Origin of the sequence: Kosakonia sp. MH5 (assembly GCF_009935945.1) — a bacterium.
Taxonomy (GTDB): Bacteria; Pseudomonadota; Gammaproteobacteria; order Enterobacterales; family Enterobacteriaceae; genus Kosakonia; species Kosakonia radicincitans.
This window is the reverse complement of record NZ_QODH01000007.1, coordinates 100,507-118,340: the sequence shown is the minus strand read 5'-3', so window position 1 is coordinate 118,340 and position 17,834 is coordinate 100,507. Positions and strand designations below refer to the sequence as shown.

General features: G+C 54.3%; 17 protein-coding genes and 1 pseudogene. 9 read left to right on the top strand and 9 right to left on the bottom strand.

Annotated features, from left to right (window positions below):
• Positions 1-9 precede the first annotated feature (9 nt).
• Entirely contained in the window at positions 10-1,299 is a 1,290-nt protein-coding gene (locus DK872_RS18370) for an MFS transporter (protein WP_007372759.1), read from the bottom strand.
• Positions 1,300-1,492: 193 nt separating this feature from the next.
• Between DK872_RS18370 and DK872_RS18365 the strand changes: the two genes are divergently transcribed.
• Positions 1,493-3,112, top strand: coding sequence for an isovaleryl-CoA dehydrogenase (locus tag DK872_RS18365; RefSeq protein WP_072440945.1), 1,620 nt, complete (start codon positions 1,493-1,495; stop codon positions 3,110-3,112).
• Here the strand turns inward: DK872_RS18365 and DK872_RS18360 are convergent.
• The 4 genes from DK872_RS18360 to bsmA form a co-directional block, all read right to left on the bottom strand.
• Positions 3,109-5,043: a methyl-accepting chemotaxis protein gene (locus tag DK872_RS18360; RefSeq protein WP_071920085.1), complete on the bottom strand. Its 1,935-nt coding sequence runs from the start codon at positions 5,041-5,043 to the stop codon at positions 3,109-3,111. The genes DK872_RS18365 and DK872_RS18360 overlap by 4 nt on opposite strands.
• A gap of 481 nt (positions 5,044-5,524) precedes the next feature.
• Entirely contained in the window at positions 5,525-7,459 is a 1,935-nt protein-coding gene (locus DK872_RS18355) for a methyl-accepting chemotaxis protein (RefSeq protein ID WP_035886978.1), read from the bottom strand.
• A 168-nt stretch (positions 7,460-7,627) separates the two neighbouring features.
• The gene (gene yjfN / locus DK872_RS18350; RefSeq protein ID WP_007372763.1) at positions 7,628-7,915 is read right to left on the bottom strand and encodes a DUF1471 family protease activator YjfN; all 288 of its coding nucleotides are present in this window, start codon (positions 7,913-7,915) and stop codon (positions 7,628-7,630) included.
• 123 nt (positions 7,916-8,038) lie between these two features.
• Complete coding sequence (bsmA, locus tag DK872_RS18345; protein WP_007372764.1) at positions 8,039-8,368, bottom strand: biofilm peroxide resistance protein BsmA; 330 nt, start codon at positions 8,366-8,368, stop codon at positions 8,039-8,041.
• 187 nt (positions 8,369-8,555) lie between these two features.
• On the opposite strand from bsmA, the gene yjfP reads away from it, so the two are divergent.
• Entirely contained in the window at positions 8,556-9,305 is a 750-nt protein-coding gene (yjfP, locus tag DK872_RS18340; protein ID WP_007372765.1) for an esterase, read from the top strand.
• Here yjfP and DK872_RS27600 read toward each other — a convergent pair.
• Together DK872_RS27600 and yjfY are read right to left on the bottom strand one after the other, a co-directional pair.
• Positions 9,296-9,385: pseudogene (locus tag DK872_RS27600) on the bottom strand (hypothetical protein); the annotation flags it as partial. The gene yjfP and the pseudogene DK872_RS27600 overlap by 10 nt on opposite strands.
• 276 nt (positions 9,386-9,661) lie before the next feature.
• A complete protein-coding gene (gene yjfY / locus DK872_RS18335) occupies positions 9,662-9,934 on the bottom strand; it encodes a DUF1471 family protein YjfY (protein WP_007372767.1) in 273 nt (90 codons plus the stop codon).
• A gap of 344 nt (positions 9,935-10,278) precedes the next feature.
• Here yjfY and rpsF point away from each other — a divergent pair, with 344 nt between their 5' ends.
• The 4 genes from rpsF to rplI are packed head-to-tail and all read left to right on the top strand — an operon-like array spanning position 10,279 to position 11,718.
• Positions 10,279-10,674 (top strand): 30S ribosomal protein S6, encoded by a 396-nt coding sequence (rpsF, locus tag DK872_RS18330; protein ID WP_007372769.1) that lies wholly within the window; start codon positions 10,279-10,281, stop codon positions 10,672-10,674.
• A 6-nt stretch (positions 10,675-10,680) separates the two neighbouring features.
• Positions 10,681-10,995 (top strand): primosomal replication protein N, encoded by a 315-nt coding sequence (gene priB, locus DK872_RS18325; protein WP_035886983.1) that lies wholly within the window; start codon positions 10,681-10,683, stop codon positions 10,993-10,995.
• Positions 10,996-10,999: 4 nt separating this feature from the next.
• The gene (gene rpsR / locus DK872_RS18320; RefSeq protein WP_000135199.1) at positions 11,000-11,227 is read left to right on the top strand and encodes a 30S ribosomal protein S18; all 228 of its coding nucleotides are present in this window, start codon (positions 11,000-11,002) and stop codon (positions 11,225-11,227) included.
• A 41-nt stretch (positions 11,228-11,268) separates the two neighbouring features.
• Positions 11,269-11,718, top strand: coding sequence for a 50S ribosomal protein L9 (gene rplI / locus DK872_RS18315; RefSeq protein WP_007372771.1), 450 nt, complete (start codon positions 11,269-11,271; stop codon positions 11,716-11,718).
• Between the two features lie 207 nt (positions 11,719-11,925).
• Here rplI and DK872_RS18310 read toward each other — a convergent pair whose 3' ends face one another.
• Complete coding sequence (locus DK872_RS18310) at positions 11,926-12,579, bottom strand: LysM-like peptidoglycan-binding domain-containing protein (RefSeq protein ID WP_007372772.1); 654 nt, start codon at positions 12,577-12,579, stop codon at positions 11,926-11,928.
• A gap of 263 nt (positions 12,580-12,842) precedes the next feature.
• Here DK872_RS18310 and fklB point away from each other — a divergent pair, with 263 nt between their 5' ends.
• The gene (fklB, locus tag DK872_RS18305) at positions 12,843-13,463 is read left to right on the top strand and encodes an FKBP-type peptidyl-prolyl cis-trans isomerase (RefSeq protein WP_090398365.1); all 621 of its coding nucleotides are present in this window, start codon (positions 12,843-12,845) and stop codon (positions 13,461-13,463) included.
• 296 nt (positions 13,464-13,759) lie between these two features.
• Positions 13,760-15,172, top strand: coding sequence for a D-serine/D-alanine/glycine transporter (gene cycA, locus DK872_RS18300; RefSeq protein WP_149289249.1), 1,413 nt, complete (start codon positions 13,760-13,762; stop codon positions 15,170-15,172).
• A gap of 64 nt (positions 15,173-15,236) precedes the next feature.
• Here cycA and ytfE read toward each other — a convergent pair whose 3' ends face one another.
• A complete protein-coding gene (ytfE, locus tag DK872_RS18295) occupies positions 15,237-15,899 on the bottom strand; it encodes an iron-sulfur cluster repair protein YtfE (RefSeq protein ID WP_149289248.1) in 663 nt (220 codons plus the stop codon).
• A gap of 273 nt (positions 15,900-16,172) precedes the next feature.
• Between ytfE and DK872_RS18290 the strand changes: the two genes are divergently transcribed.
• On the top strand, positions 16,173-17,828 hold the full coding sequence (locus DK872_RS18290) for a methyl-accepting chemotaxis protein (protein ID WP_035886991.1): 1,656 nt from the start codon (positions 16,173-16,175) through the stop codon (positions 17,826-17,828).
• Positions 17,829-17,834 lie beyond the last annotated feature (6 nt).

Genomic DNA, 17,834 nt, shown 5'->3' with positions numbered 1-17,834 from the left:
CGGGATGTTTCACTCTTCCAGCGAGCGCAAATGGTCGCTTTTGTTGAGCGTCATCAGCGCCACCATACTCACCACGGCGGTAGCCATCACGTAGTACGCCGGGATATCGACATTGCCGGTCTCTTTGATAAGGCCGGTGATAATTAACCCCGCGCAACCGGAAAAAAGCGCGTTCGACAGTGAATAGGCCAGACCCAGCCCGGTATAACGTACGCGCGTGGGGAACATCTCCGCCAGCATTGCTGGGCCCGGCCCGGCCAGCATGCCGACCAGACCTCCAGCAACCAGCACCACCAGCGCTTTTATCGCTAATGTGCTGGATTCCGCCTGCAAAATTTTTAGCAGCGGCAGCGCCAGAATTAACAACAACGCGGTGGCAAGCACCATCACGGCGCGTCGCCCGATGCGATCGCTCAGTATGCCGGACGGAATAATGGTTAACGCAAAGCCAATGTTGGAGATCACCGCAATCAGCAGCGCCTGGTTAAAACCGGTATGCAGCGCTGACTGTAAATACGCAGGCATGATCACCAGATAGGTGTAACCGGCGGCAGACCACACCATCACCCGGCCAATCCCCATGACAATGGCTTTCAGCGTATCGGTGAAGTGCGCCCGCTCGGCAACCGGTTGTTCTTGCTGTTGCACGAAGCTCGGGGTCTCTTCCATGCTGACCCGTAACCACAGCGCGACGACGCCCATTGGTAACGCGAGGAAAAAGGGGATGCGCCAGCCCCAGTCATGCAACGCGTCTGGCGTCAGCAGCGCGGAAAGCAGCGCTACAACGCCTGCGCCGGCCAGCAGACCTAATGCGACGGTAAAAGATTGCCATGCGCCATACAGCCCGCGTTTGCCGCGCGGCGCGAACTCTGTCATCAACGACACCGCGCCGCCGTACTCCCCACCGGCAAATAAACCCTGCAAAATTCGCAAACCGGTGATGATAAGCGGAGCGGCGAGGCCGATGCTGGCATACACCGGAACGAGACCGATCGCGGCAGTGGCGAGCGTCATCATCACCAGTACGATAATCAGCGTCGGTTTGCGACCGATACGATCGCCGATACGCCCGAACACCATGGCACCCAGCGGGCGGAAGAAAAAGGCGATGGCAAACGAGGCGTAGGTGAGGATTAAGCTGGTCAGCCCCGTTTCCCCCGAGAGCTGAAAGAAATTTTTGGCGATGACGGTAGCGAGAAAACCGTAAACCGCGAATTCATACCACTCGATAAAGTTGCCAATCGAGCCTGCAATTAAAGCGCGCTTATGCGCATTGGGTGCAACGTGAGGTGCCGGCATCATTATTCTCTTCTGCAAGGTGAGAATAAATTATTCACCACGAATATCGATGGCGAAATATATTATTCTTATATTATGTGAACCGTTTCACGAATGAGCGTTGCGAGATCGCGGCCTTGTGAGCCTGTTCCCGTGCAGCATTGAGGTGTGCTGTCCATACTTACCTTCAGTGCCCATGAAGGAGGGAGACACCATGCACTGGCAGACTCATACGGTTTTCAACCAACCTGTTCCCCTGAATAACAGCAACTTATTCCTTTCCGACCGCGCGCTGTATGACGCCGTCATGCGCGAGGGCGCGGCGTGGGACGCCGAGTTCCTTGCCAGCATCGGGCAGCAGCTGGGAACGGCGGAATCACTGGAACTGGGGCGGCTGGCGAATGTTAATCCGCCGGAATTGTTACGTTATGACCCCGCAGGCCAGCGGCTCGACGATGTGCGTTTTCACCCAGCCTGGCATTTATTGATGCAGGGATTGTGCGCTAACCGGGTCCACAATCTGGCGTGGGAAGAAGACGCGCGCGTTGGCGCGTTTGTCGCTCGCGCCGCGCGTTTTATCCTGCATGCGCAGGTCGAATCCGGCACGCTGTGCCCCATCACCATGACGTTTGCTGCCACGCCGCTGTTGCAACAGGCGTTGCCGAAGCCTTTTCACGACTGGTTTAAACCGTTACTCAGCGATCGTTATGATCCGCATATGGCGCCCGGCAACCAGAAACGCGGCCTGCTGATCGGCATGGGGATGACGGAAAAACAGGGTGGTTCCGATGTGCTGAGCAATACCACCCGCGCGGAAAAAAGCGGCGATGTGTACCGGCTGGTGGGACACAAATGGTTCTTCTCCGTACCGCAGAGCGATGCACATCTGGTGCTGGCGCAGGCGCGCGGCGGGCTGTCCTGCTTCTTTGTGCCGCGCTTTTTGCCCGACGGGCAGCGCAACGGCGTACGGCTGGAGCGGCTGAAAGACAAGCTTGGCAACCGCTCAAATGCCAGCAGCGAAGCGGAATTTTGCGATGCCAGCGGCTGGTTGCTGGGGGAAGAGGGCGATGGCGTACGGCAAATTCTGAAGATGGGCGGCCTGACGCGTTTTGATTGCGCACTGGGCAGCCACGGTTTGATGCGGCGCGCTTTTTCGGTGGCGCTATACCATGCGCACCACCGGCAGGCTTTTGGCAAAAATCTGGTCGATCAACCATTGATGCGCGACGTTCTCAGCCGTATGGCGCTGCAACTGGAAGGGCAAACCGCGTTTCTGTTTCGTCTGGCGCGCGCCTGGGATCTCCGCGCTGACGCACAGGAGGCGTTATGGGCGCGGTTATTTACCCCGGCGGCGAAATTTGCCGTCTGCAAGGCGGGCATTCCTTTTGTCGCGGAAGCGATGGAGGTGCTCGGCGGGATTGGCTACTGCGAAGATAATGAGTTGCCGCGCCTGTATCGTGAAATGCCGGTGAACAGCATCTGGGAAGGCTCCGGCAATGTGATGTGCCTGGATGTGCTGCGCGTGTTGAGCAAGCAATCGGGCGTGATGGCGCTGTTGGCCGAAGAATTTGGCGCGGTGAAAGGCCAGGATCGCCATTTCGATCGCGCCTGGCGGCAGTTGCAGCCGCAGCTGCATAAATCGAATGAAACGCAGGGAAGAGCCATTACCCAACAACTCTTTCTGTTGGGATGCGGAGCGCAAATGTTGCGCCACGCGTCGCCGCCGATAGCGCAAGCCTGGTGCCAGGTGATGCTCGATACCCGTGGTTCGTCGCCGCTGGCCAGCCAGATTCAGGACGACCTGCTGCTCCGCGCCACGGGTGGGGCAAATTAATCCACTTTCAGGCGGAACTGGCTCACCAGACGGGTCAGATTAGCGCCTTTTTCCCGCAGCGCCTGGGCGGTTTCTTCGCTATGCGACACCCGCCCGGCGTTGATATTGGTGGCATCGCCGATGTGCGTCATCGCCAGGTTGACCTGATTGATCCCCGCCGACTGCTCGCGGGAAGCGTGGTTGATTTCACCGACCAACTGGTTGATATGGTTCATGTGGTGGATGATCGATTGCATTGCCACTTGCGTCGCTTCTGACTGAGCATGACCTTCGCCCACTTTCTTCTGCGTGTCGCCAACCAGCACTTCGATCTCCTTCACCGCGTTAGCGCAGCGTGACGCCAGCGCACGAACTTCCTGTGCGACCACTGCAAAACCTTTCCCGTTTTCGCCTGCGCGGGCGGCTTCCACCGCGGCGTTCAGCGCCAGAATATTGGTCTGGAAAGCAATGGATTCAATAACATGGGTGATATCGGCAATCCGCTGTGAAGCCGTGCGAATATCTTCCATCGTCGTGACAGAAAGGGCGACGGTCTCGCCGCCTTTTTGCACCACGTCGGTGGTGTCATTCACTAGGCTTTGCGTCTGTTCCATGTTGGCTGCGTTTTGCTGCACGGTGGCGGCCAGCTGCTCCATGCTGGCGGACGTCTCTTCCACGCTGCTGGCCTGCTTGTTGATCTGCTCGCTGATCTCACTGCTATCGGAAGCCAGCGCATTGGTGCCAAGGTTAATCTCCGCTGCGGATTCGCGCACCTGCAACACAATGGTGTGCAGGCCATCGCCAATGCCGTTAATGGCGGTGATCAACTGGCCGACTTCATCCTGGCGATCGACGGCGAGCGTGGCGCGCAGATCCCCGGCGGCATAACGCTGGGCCAGCTCAATGACGCTACGCAGCGGGCGGGTGAGCCAGCGGCGAATAATCACCACGAACATGGCGGCAAACAGCAGGGAGATTACAACGCCTGCCAGCAGGAACAGGTTGCGCATGAAGGTGACATCCTGCAACAGGAGGTCTTTGTCCACTTCACCGACCACGGCCCAGTTCCAGCCGGGGAGCGTGGTGTAAGACATCAGCAGCGTGCGACCATCTTCACTTTCGCGTTCCAGCGTGCCTTCGCTGTTTTTCAGCAGCGTTTGCAGATCGTTTTCATCCCACTGCGGGCGCTTGCCTTCCTCAGTGTCATGGAACAGATAGCTACCGTAATCATCACCCTCATTACGATCGAGTACGAAAATGTGGCCGTTATCGCCCAGCTTGTGATCGAGGATTTTGCTGCGCATTACGTCCCAGGAACGGGAGATATCGACGCCGACAAACAGGATGGCGATGACATTACCGCTGGCATCCTTCACCGGTTGATACTGAGTGATATAGCGTTTGCCGAACAGCAACGCCTGGCCGCGGTAAACCTCGCCTTTCATGATTGAGGTGAAAGCCGGGCTGGTTTTTTCCAGGCGGGTACCAATTGCGCGCTCGCCATCCTCTTTACGCAGCGAGGTGGCCACGCGGACGAAATCACTGTCGCTACGCACGAATATCGTGGCGATCGCGCCGGTACGCTGCAGAAAATCATCTGCGATAGCGTTGTTGTTGTGCAGCTCGATGTCGCCGCCTTTGAACAGTGGGACATCAATGCCGCTAATTTCGCGGCGCTGTTGCGGATCGACTGCCAGCGGCTGTGGCAGGAAGCTGCTGAACAAACGCGTGTAGCTTTCCACTTCTTCGCTAATACTGCTGTTGAACATTTCGACCATACTCACCACGCCGGTGGTCTGGTTACGCAGATCTTCCATGGCCAGCGTTTCCTGTAACTGGCTGGCTTTATTGCTCATCAAAAAAGTAAATAAAAGGAAAAGCGCAGCAACGCTTATGCCAGTCAGGAGCGACAATTTGGCACCGAGGCCAGTGCGAATAAAAAGGGGTCTCATAGGATGTCCATATATTTTGCGGGTATGCCATTACCGCCGAACAATAGGAGATGCAAATTTGATTGTCAAAATAGCGAAAATTCATTAATGGCTGTTCGCCATAAAATATAATTATTGTGTATGTATTCATGCCCAGAAAAGCGGGTTAGCATTCCGGAAAGAAATGTATGGCTCTGAAATGCGGTGATTTTAATAATATTTCATGAGAATGAGGTGAGTATTTTCTGCATGCTAAATATATTTATCTCTATCGGTTTTCTTCTTTCCTCATTTCACTGGTCATGATTATTTTAAGGCAATGACTTTTCTGGCTGTTTTTTAACTATAAATTCTCTGTGAAAATAACAGTGACTTTTTACCGACGGGCGCTAAAGACAGTGGAATCCAGGTAAATCCTTATAAATTGATGGCCCGCAGCACAGAAAGAGCAGATAAACAGATGAAGTCTGACCTGTGACTCTCTGTGCCGCGGGCAGGGATGTTAATCCATTCTCAAGCGGAACAGGCTGACCAGTTCCGTCAGATGCGCCCCTTTTTCCCGCAATGTGCGGGCGGTTTCTTCGCTTTGCGATACGCGTCCGGCGTTGACATGCGTGGCATCGCCAATGTGCGTCATTGCCAGATTGACCTGGCTGATCCCTGCCGACTGCTCACGGGATGCATGGTTAATCTCATGAACTAAGTTATTGATATCGCTCATATGGCTGATGATCGATTGCATCGCCACTCGCGTCGCTTCCGACTGGGCGTGGCCTTCGCCTACTTTCTTCAGCGTGTCGCCAATCAACGCCTCGATCTCCTTCACCGCGTTGGCGCTGCGTGCGGCCAGCGCGCGGACTTCCTGGGCTACCACCGCAAAACCTTTACCGTGTTCACCTGCGCGGGCAGCTTCCACTGCGGCGTTCAGCGCCAGAATGTTGGTCTGGAAGGCAATGGATTCAATAACATGGGTGATATCAGCGATACGCTGCGAGGCTTCACGAATATCTTCCATGGTTGCCACGGAGTGATCCACGGTTTCGCCGCCTTTTTGCACGGCATCGGTGGTGTCATTCACCAGGCTTTGCGTCTGTTCCATATTGGCGGCATTTTGCTGCACGGTGGCGGCCAGCTGCTCCATGCTGGCGGACGTCTCTTCCACGCTGCTGGCCTGCTTGTTGATCTGTTCGCTGATTTCGCTGCTGTCGGAAGCCAGCGCATTGGTGCCGAGGTTGATCTCTGCTGCGGATTCGCGCACCTGCAATACAATGGTGTGCAGGCCATCACCAATGCCGTTAATGGCGGCGATCAACTGTCCGACTTCATCCTGACGATCAACGGTAAGTGTGGCGCGCAGATCCCCGGCGGCATAGCGTTGAGCCAGATCGATCACCTGGCGCAGCGGGCGGGTGAGCCAGCGGCGAATAATCACCACGAACATGGCGGCAAACAGCAGGGAAACCACCACGCCAGCCAGCAGGAACAGGTTGCGCATGCGGTTGACGTCCTGCAACAGCACCTCTTTGTCCACTTCACCGACCACGCTCCAGTTCCAGCCGGGTAATGTGGTGTAAGACATCAACATTGTGCGGCCATCGGCATTGGTGCGGGCCAGCGTGCCGCTGCTGGTTTTGAGCAGCGTTTGCAGATCATTTTCATCCCACTGCGGGCGTTTGCCTTCCTCGGAATCATGGAACAGGTAGCTGCCGTAGTTCTTGCCTGCATTACGATCGATCACAAAGAAATGGCCGCTTTCCCCCAGCTTACGGCCGAGGATCTTGCTGCGCATGATCTGCCACGAGCGGGAGATATCGATGCCGACAAACAGGATGGCGATGGTATTGCCGCTGGCGTCTTTCACCGGTTGATACTGAGTGATGTAGCGTTTGCCAAACAGCAGCGCCAGGCCGCGATAAACCTCGCCTTTCATTACCGGGGCGAAAGCCGGGCTGGCATTGTCCAGACGGGTACCAATCGCGCGATCGCCATTTTCTTTGCGCAGCGAGGTGGCCACGCGGACGAAGTCATCGCCGCTGCGTACAAACAGCGTGGCGATCGCGCCGGTGCGGTTCAGAAAATCATCGGGAATGGCATTGTTGTTGTGCAGCTCGGTGTCGCCGCCTTTGAATAGCGGAACATCAATGCCATTAATTTCGCGGCGCTGTTGCGGATCGACCGCCAGCGGTTGCGGCAGGAAACTGCTGAACAAGCGCGTGTAGCTTTCCACCTCTTCGCTGAGACTACTGTTGAACATTTCAACCATATCCACCACGCCGGTGGATTGATTGTGCAGGTCTTCCATGGCCAGCGTTTCCAGTTGTTGGCTGGCTTTATTGCTCATCAGAAAAGTAAACAGGAGGAATAGCGTTGCAACGCTTGCGCCAGTCATAAGTGACAATTTGGCACCGAGGCCAGTGCGGGATAAAAAGGCGCGCATAATTTGTCCGTTGTTCTGTGTATAAAGCACCTTCAACGGCACAAATCGAATAACATTTAGCGTGTCAATGTAACAAAGTGTTACATTGAGATATCTTTACATTAACATAGTCTTAATGATTGCAGGGAAATAAAAAAGCCACCAAATCAGGTGGCTTTGTTTAGCGGCTCAGGCGTACAAGATGGCCTGTACCCGCCAGTTATCAACTCGTTGATCTTCCTGCATTCGTACAATGCGATACCAGGAAGCTCCCTGTTCGTCTGCTTTTAACGCGATAACACGCTCCACATCCTGTAGGCTCCCTGAGACATTATTGACGGAAATCAGACCGATTTCGTTCAGTCCCGTCACGCAGTCAGCGCTGGCGAACTCTGCGGGCTGCGCTGTTGTATTAAGCATTCCTGTAGAAAGCAACAGTGAGTTTACGGCAAGAGATCGTTTCATTGTCAGCTCCATTTTACGTTACCCCGAAATAGTGCAGGGCTTCCTTTCGCGCAACGGATTCCATTAATCCAATTGTGCACAGGAGAACATCAATGGACGCAAAGCAGTGTAAATATCCTGAAAATCAATGCCTCGCTATCGCCGATATAACAACGCGCGTCCGACCCAACGGGCCGGAATAATGGAATCATCCATCATAATAATCACGTAATAATCGGCTTTTGCGGCGGCTGCTTTGGCCTTAATCGCGGCTTCCACGTCCATGGGAGAACCCAGTACCGTTACGCTTACCTCGCCTGTTTTTTGTAGACCGTGCGTTTGGTTGCGGCTGATCTCCTGCGGATGATCGCTCACCGGCGGGGCAGGCTGCGGTGTACCCTCTAACACAGAACAGCCGCTAAGCAAGGCGGCAAACAGAACCGATAGCAAGATGCGCATGGGTTTCTCATCTCTCCTGATAGCCATAGTGTAGTTCCTGACGTGATCCAATTTGGGGGAATGTTCCCAAATTGTTATCGTGAGCACTAATTTCGAATGAAAGTGGTTTGAAAGCGTAACCTATATCTCAACCTTGCCTGATGCTATTGCGAATTCTGACTTGCGTCGAGGGGTTGCCGATGGCATACCAGCACAAGAAATCAAGGAGCGTGTGATGATCGAACTGCAAACAGAACACTTTGCCGGAGTGGAAGCACTGCATGCTTTTCCGGCGGGAAAACGTGCCGAACCCCTGCCCAGCGTGGTGTTTTATCATGGTTTTACCTCGTCAAAACTGGTCTACAGCTATTTTGCCGTCGCGCTGGCGCAAGCGGGTTTCCGCGTGGTCATGCCCGATGCGCCGGATCATGGCGCACGTTTTAGCGGTGATGTGCAGCGGCGCTTGCGCCTGTTCTGGCAAATTTTACAGGGCAATATTGAAGAGTTCTCCGCGTTACGTGACGCGCTGGAGAGCCAGTCGCTTATTGATAATCAGCGGCTGGCGGTCGGTGGCGCGTCAATGGGCGGGATGACGGCTCTGGGGATTATGACCGCGCATCCGGAAGTGCGCTGCGTGGCCAGCCTGATGGGTTCCGGCTATTTCTCTTCGCTGGCGCATACGCTTTTCCCGCCGCTGGAAGTGACCACCTCAGAGCAACAGCGTGAGTTTGAAACCATTCTGGCACCGTTGGCACAGTGGGAAGTCAGCCATCAACTGGCGCGTATTGCCGATCGTCCGCTGCTACTGTGGCACGGAGAGCAGGATGATGTGGTGCCCGCAGCAGAATCTTTCCGTTTACAGCAGGCGTTGCAGGATGCAGGGCTGGATGCACATCTTACTTATCAGTGGGAAACGGGCGTGACGCATCGCATCACGCCGCTGGCGCTGGAAGCCACAACGGATTTTTTCCGCAGTCATCTCTGAAGGCGCATACCGCACAGCGCCACCACGCAAACAATGGCGCCGGCCCAGAATGTGGAAGCCGCGCCGTGGGTTTGCCACAGGGCTCGCCAGCAGCAGCGCGATCCAGAATACGGTCTGGAAATCATCGTTCCACAGCAGCATACTGACGCCGCCCAGAACCCAAACGCCTTTGGGTATACGGATAAGTATCGAAAAGCGTGTGAATATGGCTTCCCCGCGCCCTTTCCATAACGCTGGCAAACCCTGATTAAACCTGCCGGTGGGGTATTTGGTAAGATCCGAAAGAAAATTATTCTCACTTCTGAGCGCGGCCCCAATCCGGGGCCGCAGCGCAAGGGAAACTTAGCCTGATTCGGTTAGCGGTAGATATCCGCGCTGGCGTGCAGAGCGCCGTTGCTGCCTGGCTCGTGTGTCAGGATTGGGTGAAAGTACGTGGCGTTTTGTGCGTCGGTTGCGGCATTCAAAGCCTGGTCGGCTTCTTGTTCGCTGGCGAAGTTATGATTGATGTAGATAACGCCTAAGCTGTGCACATCATCCATGTTCCGGGCTTGCCGGTTATCGAGTTTTATTGCTGCCGTTGCATTGAGGCTGAGCAATAAGGTTGTTAGTAAAATTGCGATGTATTTCATGATGTTACTCTCCGATATAACGCCGAATATTATGTTTTGAACATCTCTCCTCCTTTGTTTTGAGGCCTGATTAAAGTTTACGCGTTTGTTATAAAACGTATCGCGACCATTTCTGATGCTGTCGTTCAAAAAATTGCCGGAATGCGTTTTGTTTAATTTTAATGCGTGCAGGGGAGTTCTCTTTGCGCTTAGTGCGAATTATTTGTGCAATTCACCTTGAGTTTGCCCGGTGGGATCAGTATTATGACGCGTCAATTTTTCAGCCGACCTTTAACACGTTCCTTGCCTCCCCGGGCCACGGCTGACCCAGACAGGAGGCTGAATAATCCGTAAGGAGCAATTCGATGCGTCATTACGAAATCGTTTTTATGGTCCATCCTGACCAGAGCGAACAGGTTCCGGGCATGATCGAGCGTTACACTGGTGCTATCACCGGTGCGCAAGGCACGATCCACCGTCTGGAAGACTGGGGCCGCCGTCAGCTGGCTTACCCGATCAACAAACTGCACAAAGCTCACTACGTTCTGCTGAACGTTGAAGCGCCGCAGGAAGTGATCGATGAGCTGGAAACAAGCTTCCGCTTCAACGACGCCGTTATCCGTAGCATGGTAATGCGTACTAAACACGCGGTTACCGAAGCATCTCCGATGGTTAAAGCGAAAGACGAGCGCCGTGAGCGTCGCGATGATTTCGCAAACGAAACCGCAGATGATGCAGATGCTGGGGATTCTGAAGAGTAATTTCTGATGGCCAATCGACTGGTGTTGTCCGGCACCGTGTGCAGGACCCCGCTTCGTAAGGTCAGCCCGTCAGGAATTCCTCACTGCCAGTTCGTGCTTGAGCACCGTTCTGTGCAGGAGGAAGCCGGTTTTCACCGGCAGGCGTGGTGCCAAATGCCTGTAATAATCAGCGGGCAGGAGAACCAGGCCATTACTCAAAGTATAACGGTCGGTAGCGCAGTAACTGTTCAGGGATTCATCAGTTGCCACAAGGCAAAGAATGGCCTGACAAAAATGGTTCTGCATGCCGAGCAGATTGAATTGATAGATTCTGGAGACTAGCCATATGGCACGTTATTTCCGTCGTCGCAAGTTCTGCCGTTTCACCGCGGAAGGCGTTCAAGAGATCGACTATAAAGACATCGCTACGCTGAAAAACTACATCACCGAAAGCGGTAAGATTGTCCCGAGCCGTATCACCGGTACCCGTGCAAAATATCAGCGTCAGCTGGCACGCGCTATCAAACGCGCTCGCTACCTGTCCCTGCTGCCGTACACTGATCGTCATCAGTAATCGGTCACGGTCCATTAATACGACTTTGAGAGGATAAGGTAATGCAAGTTATTCTGCTTGATAAAGTAGCAAACCTGGGTAGCCTGGGTGATCAGGTTAACGTTAAAGCGGGTTACGCTCGTAACTTCCTGGTACCGCAGGGCAAAGCTGTTCCGGCTACCAAGAAAAACGTTGAATATTTCGAAGCACGTCGCGCTGAACTGGAAGCCAAACTGGCTGACGTTCTGGCAGCTGCTAACGCTCGCGCTGAAGAAATCAACGCACTGGGCACCGTTACCATCGCGTCTAAAGCAGGCGACGAAGGTAAACTGTTCGGTTCCATCGGTACTCGCGATATCGCTGACGCAGTGACTGCGGCTGGCGTTAAAGTGGCTAAGAGCGAAGTTCGTCTGCCGAACGGCGTTCTGCGTACCACTGGTGAGCACGAAGTGGACTTCCAGGTTCACAGCGAAGTATTCGCTAAGCTGATTGTAAACGTTGTTGCTGAGTAATTTTTACTCATAACGATGCCCTTAAGTCGTTCGGGCTTGCAGAAAGGCGGCAAGTGAGTGAATCCCCTCGGGGGTAAGCGAATGTAGCCAACGCATCTGTAACGCGAAATACGACGGGGAATGAGACGCCGGCCTTGTGCCGGCGTTTTGCTTTTTAGCGCTACCAGAACGAAATATGCCGGATAAACGCTTATCCGGCTTTATCGGTTAACGTGCGCGAATAAAGCTGCCGTCCGGCTGTCGGGTAAACAGCACCTGCTGGCCGCTGGTCTCAATGGTTAATCCGGTTACTACGCCGTTAGCATTCTGGCGAATCTTCACCATCTGGCCGTTTTTCAGGCTGCTCAGCGGTTTCCCGTCACCTTCCACTTTCGCCATCGCGTAAACATCGGTGGGCGGCAGATTATGATCGCGGAACAGTTGCGCCAGCGTTTTCCCTTCTTCCACACGATAAGATCGCCACTGTTGTTCAATACCGCCGGAAGAGGGAACTGTCGGACGGCTTTGCGCCACCGGGGCCTCTTGCTGCTGCACCGGCTGTTGCTCTGGTTGCTGCTGTTCGAGCGACTCTTCAGCGCCTGGAGCGACCTGTTGCGTATCGTTCACCACCGCTGGTGGCGTTTGCGCAGGGGAGGCAGGCTGAGCGGCAGTGGAGGAAGGTAACTGAATTTGCGCTTCGCGTGAGGTGGGAACCGGCCTCGTATCGTCCGTTGACGGTAGCAGGAAGCCGATAACCACCAGCAACGCGGCCAGGATCAAACCGCGACGGTGAAATGGCGGGAGCGGGTCCATAAGGCGAAAATGGTCCGGGGCTTGCCAGATTTTCACCAGGGTAGGTTTCAGTTCAAATCGCCCGGGCATGGCTTTCCTCCTGCTCCGCGTCATTTAAAGTCCTGTCTCGTTGAGTATATACACTTTATCCTTCCGGGGCGGCGTCCATCGGTTTTAACTCTCTGATCGTCAGCACAAAGTCGGATTTTGCTACAGCAATATTAGATTTATCTTACGGACTCTATTCTTTCCCTTTCCCTGCGATTTGTCATCTTTCCTGCGACAAAGTTGTACCCGGCGCAGCCCGGCTGTTATGCTGCGCGCTACCTTAAAAAGCGATGGAAGGAAAACCCATGATAACCCCAACTTTTGACACGATCGAAGCGCAAGCCAGCTATGGCATCGGTTTACAGGTCGGACAGCAGCTTAGCGAATCCGGGTTAGAGGGGCTGTTACCGGAAGCGCTGGTCGCGGGCATCGCGGACGCGCTGGCAGGCAAACAACCTGCTGTACCGGTTGACGTTGTACATCGCGCCCTGCGTGAAATCCACGAACGTGCCGACGCAGTGCGTCGCTCCCGTTTTGAAGAGATGGCGGCGGAAGGCGTGAAATATCTGGAAGAGAACCGCGAGCGTGAAGGCGTGAACAGCACCGAATCCGGTTTGCAGTTCCGCGTCATCACTCAGGGCGAAGGCGCAATCCCGGCGCGCACCGACCGTGTTCGCGTGCACTACACCGGTAAACTGATTGACGGTAGCGTATTCGATAGCTCCGTCGCGCGCGGCGAACCGGCTGAATTCCCGGTTAATGGCGTTATCGCTGGCTGGATCGAAGCCCTGACGCTGATGCCGGTCGGCTCCAAATGGGAACTGACTATCCCGCACAACCTCGCTTATGGCGAGCGTGGCGCTGGCGCATCTATCCCGCCATTCAGCACACTGGTATTTGAGGTGGAACTGCTGGAAATTCTGTAATTCCCCGCATAAATCCCTCTCTCTTTTTGGGGGGAGGGGTGAGAAGAGTGCGTCGATCGTTCGTTAATAAGATCAATGTCGATATATTATCTTGCAAACTATGCATTCAGGTGTATTTTTGTGAGGCGTTTCGCATTAACTAAGTGATATGACACTCACTTTCAACAAATATTTAACATTCGATTTAATTCAGAGTATCCATCCCGCCGATTCTTACCTAATATCGATGCGTCCATAAAGGACGGAACACGCAATAAAAGGCCAGAAGAGCCCAACAACACAGACAGGATTAAAACATGGTAGATCAGGTTAAAGTCGCAGCCGACGAACAGGCTCCGGCTGAACAGTCGCTACGGCGAAATCTCACAAACCGGCATATACAGCTTATTGCGATCGGCGGCGCTATCGGCACCGGGCTGTTTATGGGCTCCGGCAAAACCATCAGCCTCGCAGGTCCGTCGATCATTTTTGTTTATATGATCATCGGCTTTATGCTGTTTTTCGTGATGCGCGCAATGGGTGAGTTGCTGCTGTCGAACCTCGAATATAAATCATTTAGCGACTTCGCCGCCGATCTGCTGGGACCGTGGGCGGGGTACTTTACCGGCTGGACCTACTGGTTCTGCTGGGTGGTGACCGGGATGGCGGACGTAGTCGCGATCACTGCCTACGCGCAATTCTGGTTTCCGGGCATTGCCGACTGGGTCGCCGCGCTGGCGGTAGTATTGCTGCTACTGAGCCTCAATCTCGCGACGGTAAAAATGTTCGGCGAGATGGAATTCTGGTTTGCGATGATCAAAATCGTTGCCATTGTCGCGCTGATTATTGTGGGCGTGGTGATGGTGCTGATGCACTTCAAATCGCCGACGGGCGTTGAAGCCTCGTTCGCGCACCTGTGGAATGACGGCGGCTGGTTCCCGAAAGGCATCAGCGGTTTCTTCGCCGGTTTCCAGATTGCAGTCTTCGCCTTTGTAGGGATCGAACTGGTTGGCACAACGGCGGCAGAAACAAAAGATCCGGAGAAATCCCTGCCGCGGGCGATTAACTCCATTCCGCTGCGCATTATCATGTTCTATGTCTTTGCGCTGATCGTCATTATGTCGGTAACGCCGTGGAGTTCGGTTGTCCCGGATAAAAGCCCGTTTGTGGAACTGTTTATGCTGGTCGGTATTCCGGCGGCTGCGAGCATCATCAACTTTGTAGTGCTGACTTCTGCCGCGTCGTCGGCGAACAGTGGTGTCTTCTCAACCAGCCGTATGCTGTTTGGTCTTGCGCAAGAGAAGATGGCGCCAAAGGCGTTCGCGACACTCTCTAAACGCGCGGTGCCGGCAAAAGGGCTGACCTTCTCCTGTATCTGCCTGCTGGGCGGCGTGGTGATGCTCTACGTGAACCCGAGCGCGATTGCCGCGTTCACCATGATCACTACCGTATCGGCCATTCTGTTTATGTTTGTCTGGACGATCATTCTCTGCTCGTACCTGATTTACCGTAAACAGCGTCCGCATCTGCACGAAAAATCGAGCTACAAAATGCCGCTGGGCAAATTGATGTGCTGGGTGTGCATGGCCTTCTTTGCTTTCGTACTGGTGCTACTGACGCTGGAAGCGGATACCCGTGAAGCGCTGATCGTCACGCCGCTGTGGTTTATTGTGCTGGGCGCAGGCTGGCTCTATGCTGGTAAAAAACGTCTGGCTGACCGTCAGCCATAAAAAAAGAGCCGCAAAGCGGCTCTAAACTTCCATGAATCAAGGGCGCTCTTTTGGGCGCCTTTTATTATTCGCCTGCGAGGGCACGCGGAAACAGGTTATTGTTTTCCAGACTGATGTGTTCCATCAGATCGTCAATTAACATATTGATGCCGTTATACATGGCTTTCCAGGTGGTGCAGGCTTCCGGCGGCGGTGTGACGTTGTTGGTGATGTGCTTAATCACTTCCAGCAATTCACCGGCTTCATCGTGTTCACTCTCCATCACCGTGATCGGCCCCATGGCCTGCGAACCCATGCCCTGCTTGATCATCGGGAACAGGATCTGCTCCTCTTTCATCATATGGCTGGAAAGCTCCTGGTGCAGCATCGTCAAATATTTGGTTAACCCGCGCGGCACATTCGGTTTATCGGCATGCACGCGCTCTACTTTGGTGGCCTGCAAAATCAGCTCCGGCAGTTGTTCACGGTGGCGATTATGGTAACGCACGATAATGTGGTCGATGATTTCCGAAAGTGTGGCAACGCGCCAGTCTTTCTCGATGGGCTGTTCGGCCAGTTTTGCCAGTTCGGCTTCAATCACATCAATATCCAGCTCTTTGCGCGCCGCAGAGCGGCCGAGCGTCTGCTTACCGCCGCAGCAGTAGTCCATATCATATTGACGGAACAGTGCGGAGGCGCGGGGGATTGAGAGCGCCAGCTCACCCAGGGGTTGGTCGCGGAAAGCCATAGCAGTTACCTCATCGTGAAATTATAAGGTGTATTTTAAATGCATCTTTAAGCTGATGATATACCCCTTTCGGGGTGGGGACAAATCGGCTTATGCCTTTATTGCGCGAAAAACAGTGATATCCGTCACAAAAAATCTTTCGTGTTTAACATGTTGAATGCAGGTAATTTTATTGAAAAATTTTAGATAGAGTTTTGTACCGAGATTAAACAACTACGTAACGCTGCCGATACAGAGACTCAGACCATTCCCTGTATCAAATAAAGGCCTACGATGTTCAAGCGTATTAAAGTTATTACCTTATTAATTATGGTGTTGCTCGTACTGGGTGCGATGCAGATTATCTCTGCCGGCGTGTTTGTCAGCGCGCTGAATAATGACAAAAACAACTTTAACGTTTCTCAGGTTTCCAGCCAGAACGTTTCTGAATTCACTGATGCCTGGATCAGCCTCAACCAGGCGCGCGTCACGTTAAACCGCGGCATGCTGCGTTTACAGAGCAGTACCGCCAGCCAGATCAATGGCGGGCAACTGAGCGAACTGGCCAACACCGCGACCGACTTGCTGAATCAGGCACAAAAGCATTTTGAAAAATACAAAGCGATGCCGGACACGCCGGGGCTGGATGAAAATCTCTCCAGCGACCTGGAAAAACAGTACGGCATTTACCATGCGACGCTGACGGAAATGAATCGCCTTCTGTTGGCGGGTAAGCTGGAAGATATGTTCCGCCAGAACGCTGAAGCGAAACAGGTTGCTATGCAGAAAAGCTACCGCGCATGGCGTGATGCTCAGGCTGTACTGGCGAACCAGGGCGTGATCGAAAACGAGAGCGATTACCAGCGCATCCTGTGGATTCTGGGCGTCGTCATGGTCGTTGTTCTGGCGGTGATCATCATCAGCTGGATGGCGATGCAGCGTGTACTGCTGAAACCACTGCATGAAGTGATGGGACATATCCGCCACATTGCGGCAGGTGATTTGACGCACGCGATCGATGCCGAAGGCAAAAACGAGATGGCGTTGCTGGCGCAAAACGTGCACGAGATGCAGCAGTCGCTGGTGAAAACCGTCAGCGTGGTTCGCGATGGCGCCGATACCATTTATACCGGCGCGGGCGAAATCTCTGCCGGTAGCAACGATCTCTCTTCCCGTACCGAGCAGCAAGCCGCTTCGCTGGAAGAGACTGCGGCCAGTATGGAGCAACTGACGGCAACGGTGAAACAGAACGCCGACAACGCCCGTCAGGCGACACAACTGGCGTTGAACGCCTCAAGTACGGCGAAAAAAGGTGGCCAGGTTGTGGATGGTGTGGTGCGTACGATGGATGAAATTGCTACCAGCTCCAGCAAAATCGCGCAAATCACCAACGTGATCGACGGCATCGCCTTCCAGACCAATATCCTGGCGCTGAACGCGGCGGTTGAAGCCGCCCGTGCCGGTGAGCAAGGCCGCGGTTTCGCCGTCGTTGCTGGTGAAGTTCGTACGCTGGCACAGCGCAGCGCGCAGGCGGCGAAAGAGATCAAAGGGCTGATCGAAGATTCCGGCAGCCGCGTCGATGCAGGCGCTGCGCTGGTACATGAAGCCGGAGAAACGATGAAAGAGATCGTCAGCGCGGTTACCCGCGTGACGGATATCATGGGCGAAATCTCATCGGCTTCGGATGAGCAGAGCCGCGGTATTGACCAGGTGGGTCAGGCCGTTGCTGAGATGGATCGCGTTACTCAGCAGAACGCCTCGCTGGTGGAAGAGTCTGCCGCCGCTGCCGCCGCGCTGGAAGAGCAGGCTGCACGCCTGACGGAAACAGTAGCGGTATTTAAAGTCAACCGCAGCCGCAGCGTACGCACGCCTGCGCTGGTAAAACCGGGCAGCAAACCGCAGGCGAAAGCCGCAGAGAGCTTTAGCGAAGCGAACTGGGAAACCTTCTAAATCCTC

Coding starts and splice junctions, on each gene's coding strand:
- rpsR (WP_000135199.1), top strand. CDS start 11,000: ATGGCACGTTATTTCCGTCGTCGCAAGTTCTGCCGTTTCACCGCGGAA.
- rpsF (WP_007372769.1), top strand. CDS start 10,279: ATGCGTCATTACGAAATCGTTTTTATGGTCCATCCTGACCAGAGCGAA.
- yjfP (WP_007372765.1), top strand. CDS start 8,556: ATGATCGAACTGCAAACAGAACACTTTGCCGGAGTGGAAGCACTGCAT.
- yjfN (WP_007372763.1), bottom strand. CDS start 7,915: ATGGAGCTGACAATGAAACGATCTCTTGCCGTAAACTCACTGTTGCTT.
- priB (WP_035886983.1), top strand. CDS start 10,681: ATGGCCAATCGACTGGTGTTGTCCGGCACCGTGTGCAGGACCCCGCTT.
- yjfY (WP_007372767.1), bottom strand. CDS start 9,934: ATGAAATACATCGCAATTTTACTAACAACCTTATTGCTCAGCCTCAAT.
- DK872_RS18310 (WP_007372772.1), bottom strand. CDS start 12,579: ATGCCCGGGCGATTTGAACTGAAACCTACCCTGGTGAAAATCTGGCAA.
- ytfE (WP_149289248.1), bottom strand. CDS start 15,899: ATGGCTTTCCGCGACCAACCCCTGGGTGAGCTGGCGCTCTCAATCCCC.
- DK872_RS18360 (WP_071920085.1), bottom strand. CDS start 5,043: ATGAGACCCCTTTTTATTCGCACTGGCCTCGGTGCCAAATTGTCGCTC.
- DK872_RS18365 (WP_072440945.1), top strand. CDS start 1,493: ATGCACTGGCAGACTCATACGGTTTTCAACCAACCTGTTCCCCTGAAT.
- DK872_RS18355 (WP_035886978.1), bottom strand. CDS start 7,459: ATGCGCGCCTTTTTATCCCGCACTGGCCTCGGTGCCAAATTGTCACTT.
- fklB (WP_090398365.1), top strand. CDS start 12,843: ATGATAACCCCAACTTTTGACACGATCGAAGCGCAAGCCAGCTATGGC.
- DK872_RS18370 (WP_007372759.1), bottom strand. CDS start 1,299: ATGCCGGCACCTCACGTTGCACCCAATGCGCATAAGCGCGCTTTAATT.
- bsmA (WP_007372764.1), bottom strand. CDS start 8,368: ATGGCTATCAGGAGAGATGAGAAACCCATGCGCATCTTGCTATCGGTT.
- DK872_RS18290 (WP_035886991.1), top strand. CDS start 16,173: ATGTTCAAGCGTATTAAAGTTATTACCTTATTAATTATGGTGTTGCTC.
- rplI (WP_007372771.1), top strand. CDS start 11,269: ATGCAAGTTATTCTGCTTGATAAAGTAGCAAACCTGGGTAGCCTGGGT.
- cycA (WP_149289249.1), top strand. CDS start 13,760: ATGGTAGATCAGGTTAAAGTCGCAGCCGACGAACAGGCTCCGGCTGAA.